Annotated in this window: 3 protein-coding genes and 1 pseudogene; all 4 read right to left on the bottom strand. The window is 36.2% G+C overall.

The window, feature by feature from the left end; all coding sequences use genetic code 11:
* Positions 1-2,974 (bottom strand): HsdR family type I site-specific deoxyribonuclease (locus AB0N03_RS51800; protein WP_364388873.1); only part of this gene is annotated, 2,974 nt, incomplete at its 3' end.
* A 10-nt stretch (positions 2,975-2,984) separates the two neighbouring features.
* Positions 2,985-3,575: a RepB-like protein gene (locus AB0N03_RS51795; protein ID WP_058212880.1), complete on the bottom strand. Its 591-nt coding sequence runs from the start codon at positions 3,573-3,575 to the stop codon at positions 2,985-2,987.
* Entirely contained in the window at positions 3,575-4,726 is a 1,152-nt protein-coding gene (locus AB0N03_RS51790; protein WP_014570892.1) for a replication initiation protein, read from the bottom strand. Before AB0N03_RS51790 ends, AB0N03_RS51795 begins: the two co-directional genes overlap by 1 nt.
* Positions 4,727-5,564: 838 nt before the next feature.
* Positions 5,565-5,818 (bottom strand): annotated as a pseudogene (locus tag AB0N03_RS51785) (nisin-resistance protein); the annotation flags it as partial.

Below are 5,818 nucleotides of genomic sequence, written 5' to 3'. Positions count from 1 at the left end.
ACTCTTCTTTACTAAGGGTCATCGAATCCAGTATATGAGTTAAATAAGGGATCGTTTTCTTATCGCCTTGATATTCATTCATTGCAGACTGTAAAAAGTCGAAGGATAATCCAAATTCTTCGGCTTCTTTTTGAAGTTGTCTTTGAATTTCATTTTGAATCGAAGTCTCTTTTAATTGAGCCACATCGATCTCTTCAGTAGTATTGACGAGTTGATCTTTCAAGGTGTGATACATCTTTTGGATTTGAGGATCCTTTTGTTGGATTTCTTTTTCAAATTTTTCAACGGCCCCTGCTTCGTTTAATTGAATCGCTTTCAAAAGTTGATTAATATAAAAACTATCCACGATGTCTTTATGTGTCGCATTGAGCTGCGAAGAAAAAGCAATCTCTTGTAAAAGCTTCTCGAAGTCTTCCTCAGGATGCTCCTCATCCTCGATCATTTCTTTAATCTTTGTTTTAACATTTTCCGTTTTACCTTGATATTGTGGCATCTGCTCCACTACTTCTGAAAATGCTTCAAAGTCCTCTTCGTATTGATCATAGCTTCGGAGCGCTTTATAACTCTTTTCTAGCTTTTGATAAGCACTCACTTGCGCAATCATCGTTTTAAGATCATTGGGTTTATCCGATAGGTCGGCTTCGCTTTGTTTATAAAGTGTTGAACATTCGATAAATTCTTTTTTGACTTCTTCATATTCTCTTGGAATCAGTTGATCAAAGTTTTGATTTTCATTTGAGAATAGACGAAACGTGTTTTGCACATTTTCTTTCATGGTGAAGGGCTTTCTAAAAGAGACAATCAACCCAGAATCTTTTCCTGTATAAATACGATTCGTTCTTGAGAACGCTTGAAGGAGCTTTTGATAGTTCATTTCTCGATCAATATATAAGGTTTGAATCGTTGGAGAATCAAAGCCTGTCAATAAACGATCGACAACAATGACAAAATCTAGCCACTGACCATCCGATTGATATTGCTTTTCCTTACGGGCCAACCGTTTATTAATATTTTGATTGTAGAGTTTCTCATCTTGATAAGGAGAAGCATCAAACTGTTTCGCATACTCTTTCATGATCTCTACTAATTCATCGTCTTGTTCATTTTTTTCTAATTGATCCGGATTGGTTGAGAAGGTAATAGCTACTCTTGGGAAATCTTTATCAATCAGTTGATGACGTTCATCAAATTGTCGCCCATTCAAGAGTGTCCCATTATCTTTCATTTCCTTTAAAATCCGGTAAATATGTTTGGCTTGGGCAATCGAGTGAGTGGTAAGAATGGCTGACATCGTAGGAAAACCATTCTGTACCTTGAACTTTTTGACCACACTTCTCCGATTAAAGATTTTTTGTAACATGGTACGAATATGTTCATCTGTTTCATAAAGTTCCGTAGGCAACAATTTTTCTTGTTGTAAGACATCGTCTGGTAACTTTCCTTTATTGAGTTGGGTGACAATTACCTCTTGATCCTCTTCTGAAATCAGTGAATGATACTCGACTTGAAAGCCTAAAACAGCGCCATCATCCATAGCGTTTTTGGTTGTATAGGAGTGAAGGAGTGGCCCGTATTGCTGGCTCGTCGTTCTGGCAAAGGTTCCATTTTCTTGCTTTTTATTTTGTTCAAAAATAGGCGTCCCCGTTAATCCAAACCAGGTTGAATTGGGTAATATTTTCTTAATTCGCTTCATTTCCTCATCACTAACCGCACGATGAGCCTCATCAACAATAAAAACAATATGTTCTTGCCGTAGCTTCTCAAATTGATTCGAGCCTTTTTCTTCACTCTCTTGTTGGGCACTTCGCATAGCCGCAGAGAGTTTTTGAATCGTGGTCACTAAAATCGTATTATTATTTTTTGATGAAAGGAGGTTTCGAGCCAACTGTTTTTGATTTTTGATCCCAACAATCAAAGTATTGGCTACCGAATTTCCGGTCGTTTGTCCGGTATGATATTCCGAGGCAAACTTCGTAAACTCATCCTGCGTTTGAGCATCTAAGTCTGTTCTATCAACAACCATGACCGTACGATCGACACCGATCGCATTTTGTGCTAATAATTTCGTTGCGACAAAACTGGTAATGGTCTTTCCTGAACCTGTCGCATGCCAAATAAATCCTCCTTCATGCTGTGCAGCTTTTTGACGAATCTTACGAATAGCATGAATTTGGTAAGGTCTTAAAGCCATGAGGAATTTTTGATTTTTTTGATCATCGACGAGAATGGTATATTGGCTAATCAATTCATGGGCATCGGGTATCCGCAAAACTGTACGAGTAAAATCAAACAAATCGGAAACCGTTTGATTGTCTTCAGTCCGCCAATTAAATAAAAACTTCTTCATCCGAGCATAGGCTTCAGCGGTATCTTCACTAGGTCTTGCAAAGTATCGGGTATCAACTTTATTGGAAATCACCATGATTTGAGTGGTTGCGTAAATCCCTTTAAAAAATCCATCTTCTGCATAACGCTGAATTTGATAATAAGCTTGCATAAAACCGTCTTTAGCGGACTCTTTTTTGAGCTCAATATGAATGATTGGGAGCCCATTAATCAGCAAGCTCACATCTCTACGATCTACTCTAGAGGAATCTGGGACCACTTGGTGAACCACCTCATAAGAAGAAGTTCCTCCTGAGATATCCTTATTTCTAAAGGCTTCTAAAGTCACTTTTTTCCCATTTTCTCGCTCTAATAAAACTTGAGCCACCCCGTTTTCTCCTCTAAGCCATTGAGAAGCTAAAAAAGGCGTTCCGGTCAAACGTGAAAACTCGACTTTGACTTGCTTAAATTCTTTGTCCGTTAATAGTTGCTCTTCCAATACTGCTAAATTTATTCGGTTCAAATGGCCTCTAAAGTTTTGCCAAAGTGCTTCTTCCGACTTCAAGTCCGGACGATAAGTCCACTGATTTTCTTTCTCACTTAAGATCTGTATGAACTGGTTTTCAATCATTTGTTCCGAATGACTCATTTGATCCCCCTCATTTCCATAGTTTCCACCATTTTTTAGATTCTGTTTTTACCGGCTCTTTTTCTTTTGCCTTGTTTCGTTCTTTTTCTGATAACCTCAATTGAGCTTTCAATTCATTGATTTCTTCCTGCGCCTCACCCCTTATCGACGAGCCATCTTTCATATCCTCCTGAGGCATTTTAAGAGCTTTCAATTCATTGATTTCTGATTTATACTCTTCTAGTACTTTTTTATCCTGTAAGGCTAGACGTTGTTGCTGGTCTAATAGCTTATGAAGATCTTTTTTTTCTGATTGGAGTTCGGACACTAGATTCCTTAAAAATAAAATCTCTTCATTCCCCTCTGGATTGTCATCAACTGAATTATCCACGTTGTCGTCAACAAAAACTTTTTGTTGACGTTTTTTAGTTGACGTTTTGTTAAAAAAAGCATTCTTAATAACTTTTTGACCATCAACGTCAACGTAAACGGTATTTCCTTTTTTTGACGTAAATTGACGTAAATCTATTGACGATTCTTTTTTTATTTTTTGCCATACAGCTTGCTTTGAAACACCTATTTCATCCGCAAGCTCTTTGATTGTCTTTAACTTTTCACTCATCATAAGTCCTGCCTTTTAACCGTGGGTAGGTATTGCTCGATTGCTTTTTTGAGATACTTAGTGATATTTTTCTTTGAGTAGTCTTCTCGCTTGGCTCTCACATAAGACAAGTGGTCTTTGACCCCATTCAAACCTCGTAAGTCTTTCAGTTCGTCATAGAGAGGGTACACGTGTGCTTGTAAGCCTGAAAGAATTTTAGTATCCGTCAAGTCTAGATAAGACAATAAGAAATGTTCCATAAGCAGCTTGGTATACGGACTTTTTAGGGCTTGTACCGTCAGCATGTCTTCGGTTTCTGCTTTACGTGCTTTATCTTCTTGGTAGACTTTATCTTCCAACTTGTAGCTGTTATCGTCTGCTCGACGTTTTTTCGTAATATGAAAGACGATAGAATCAATCGAGCGCCCCTTTTTGACTTTGTCATACGTCACGGTAAAAGAAGTATGATCATTGATTTCTTCCAAAGGTTTTTTTAATATCCATTTTTCTAAATCTGCAAAAAGTTTATATTCATTGACTATATCCGTCATTTCTCGTAATTCTCGGATTGAAATTGAAGGATTGCGGTAGGCTTCCACTTGTTCTTCTCTCCGTCCACCCTTATAACTATAATGCTCGTATTGGTTATAATTCATGGATAACCAACGATACAAGATGATAGAATGTTTACTATTGAGTTCTGAAATATCGGACAAGGCATGTTGTGTGAAATTCTTTTTAAGATTGATTAGATAAGGCATGATTTCAGGACTAAATCGAATAGTAACTTCATCATGATAATCGGTCCACTTTACATAGGGAATAGGGACGATATTTTCAAACTCAAACCCATGTTCTTTTTTTTCTTTAATTTTGAAAAAAGCTTGTTTCTGCATATTCTCAACTGCCTGCTTGAAACGACTATGTTTGTCATTGTCAGAAACTTTAAAAAACGTAAAAAGTTCTTCTTTTGAGAGATAGACTGTATGATCTTTAGGCGGTTCTTCGGTATCAATGCACGATACGGCTAACTCAAACATTTTGAGTGGGGTTTTATCCATTTTGGCAATGCTGGTAATTAAAGAATTATGCTCCACTACTTTTCGTTTTGATAATTCGTTCAAGATTTGCACCTGCTTCTGATTTTGTTCATTTTTTGGTATACTAGACATAGAAATACGCTCCTTTGAGTGTTTTTAGATACGCATGAAGATTCTCTCGACGAAAAGTGTTTCTTCATGCTTTTATTATACCATAATACATGGAGAAGATAATAGACATTCTCCATGTATAAACAGTTTTTTCTCCATATATAAACAGTTTTTTCTCCATATATAAACAGTTTTTTCTCCACATATTATTCTTTAACCCCTTGAAAACACTCACTTTTTTTTGACGCAAAAGAAGAAAAGATTAAAATATATATGATAAATTAATATAGGCTTCGCCTTTTTTTATTTTTTTCAAAAATTAAAAATCAAGGTCAAAAGAAAAAGTCAAAACCATTGAATTGGTGTTCTGATTTTTAACTCCCTGTTTGCTCTTTTCGCTCCGCTTGTACACTCTCCTTTTTAACTGGACACATACCTGCTAATAAAAAGAACTCCCTTGCGGTCGTGGTTACTTTGAGAGAGGACAAGACTTTGAATAGTCCTATAGGCTCATATTTTGCTTTCTAAGCCGTTTTAAAATTGTTTTGGCATTATTTATCGTCCAAACGCTAAAAGCGCAAATCATGGTATTTCTGTAAGCAATTGTGCAAGAACACAAAAAAGCACTCCTGTTTAAGTGCTTTTCTGATATTCAACCGATTGTTATTGAGATAAGACTATTTTAAAGCTCTTTTTTTAAACGAAACTTAAAACGCTTTCAATCGTTTTACTTTTAACCATGACTTATGACCTCCTCTAAAAGCACTATTCATCTGCATGCTAAAAATAGGTCAAAACTGTTAAGTTTTGACTAGCAAAAAAGACTTACCATATGTTTTTCTTGGCAAGTCTTTTTGCTTTACTTTATTTGAGATTTTATCCATTTTATTGCAGAACTTTTAGCATTATTTGTTTGAATGTCCGGACTAATAGGAAAATTTTTATAAATATTATTTGTTCTGTCTTTTACAAAAGCAGAAGTTATTTGTAATGTTGAGCCATCATATAAATAGACGGTTTGATTAGCAGAAGTATAACCTGCTGAATCAGAACCCAAAAATTTAACATTAGGTCTTCCCTTAAAGCACAAAGCGGTTAATTCGCCGGAGCTCC

The organism is Amycolatopsis sp. NPDC051061, assembly GCF_040682935.1.
GTDB lineage: Bacteria > Actinomycetota > Actinomycetes > Mycobacteriales > Pseudonocardiaceae > Amycolatopsis.
This window is presented reverse-complemented; position numbering and strand designations above follow the sequence as displayed.